Source organism: Undibacterium sp. GW821-FHT11H02 (assembly GCF_058808015.1).
The window spans coordinates 1-1,328 of the sequence record NZ_JBXARG010000046.1 but is presented as its reverse complement, the minus strand read 5'-3'; the positions used below and the strand labels follow the sequence as shown (position 1 = coordinate 1,328).

Annotated in this window: 1 protein-coding gene; it reads right to left on the bottom strand. The window is 44.5% G+C overall.

Annotation, left to right across the window (positions count from 1 at the left end):
• Nucleotides 1-13 precede the first annotated feature (13 nt).
• Nucleotides 14-1,183, bottom strand: a complete 1,170-nt coding sequence (locus tag AC1RR2_RS20870) for an IS4 family transposase (RefSeq protein WP_493224214.1) — start codon at nucleotides 1,181-1,183, stop codon at nucleotides 14-16.
• Between the last annotated feature and the right edge of the window lie 145 nt (nucleotides 1,184-1,328).

The window sequence follows — 1,328 nt, the reverse complement described above, 5'->3', positions numbered from 1 at the left end:
CACTAGTGTCCGGTTAAAAATCGAATAAATTCAATTGGTTAGCGGTGGGTGCTGTTTCAGAAATGTAGCCATCGGTCTGAAAGGCGCATGAAATCTCGGTTTTCTCGAAAACGGACACTGATAAAATCTGTAATAAAGTGTAGAGCGAGGCGTTCAATTGCAATTCCTTTTTAATAATGGCGATCAGCACATAAGTTGCGATGGCGCACCATATTTGCGTCTTCACGGCATTCTCGCTGTTACCCAAAAAATGTTTTATTCGCAAATGCTGCTTAATCCATTTAAAGAACAACTCAACCTGCCAACGGCTTTTATACAGCCCCGCAATCGTCGTTGCTGGCAACGCAGTATTATTCGTCAAGAACACCAAAGTCTGACCGGTATCCGCATCTTTGAAGCGAATCCTACGCAGATATTCCGGATATTCTTTCGACTTATAAAAACCGTTCAGACAAATGGTTTGGTCACAAATTATTCCCATGTCTTTGTTCACTGGCGCAGAATAAATGCGCCTGAAATCCATATTGCTTTTAGCGCGAGTTACAAAAAATGCTCCGACCTGATGCATGTTGTAGAGCCGTTCAAAATCCAAATAACCTCGATCCATGATGTAAAAAGCACCAGCCTCTATTGGCAAGAAATCGAGCACATTCACTTCATGCAATTTTCCATCGCTGATATGGATAAATGCAGGTATCGCCCCTCGCAAATCAAGCAGCGTATGTAGTTTAATCGCGGCTTTGGCCTTGCGAAACGGTGCCCAATCGAACAGCGACAAACACAAATCAATTGTCGTAGCATCCAGTGCGTACACTGTGTTTTGCAATTCGACCGCCAACTCTTCGTGCTGATACAGTTTACGAGCACGTCGGATCAGCAGTGCTGCCAAATCAGACCAAATACGCCAGTCTCGACTTTCATTGGCGTCGGCCAATGTGGCACGACGGACAGAATGACGCAGACCCATTGCATACAACTTGCTGCTATTGGCACTGAGAGTGACTTCAATGTCTCGCAACGATTCGCGCCAGGTCAATTGAGCAAACGCCATGACTCGAAATTGCTCAGCACAGCTCATACGACGCACGCCAGAATTGCCAGCGTAGCGATTAACAATTCTGGTAAAACTCGTCCAGGGAATAAACTCCATTACTTGGGCAAACAACGTCTTGCCAACATTCATGTTTCATCTCCCAGATCGAAAAATCTGGAAAATGACATAAAAACTCCCATTTTAAATTCAAATCGGCACCAAACAAAATCGAGCTGGAACCCGCGCCGTTATGGTGTTTCTTAAGCTTTTATTGCAATTTAACCGGACACTAGTG

What these genes read in the sequence shown, in the direction of transcription:
- AC1RR2_RS20870 (WP_493224214.1), bottom strand. Translation starts at nt 1,183, where the DNA reads ATGAATGTTGGCAAGACGTTGTTTGCCCAAGTAATGGAGTTTATTCCC.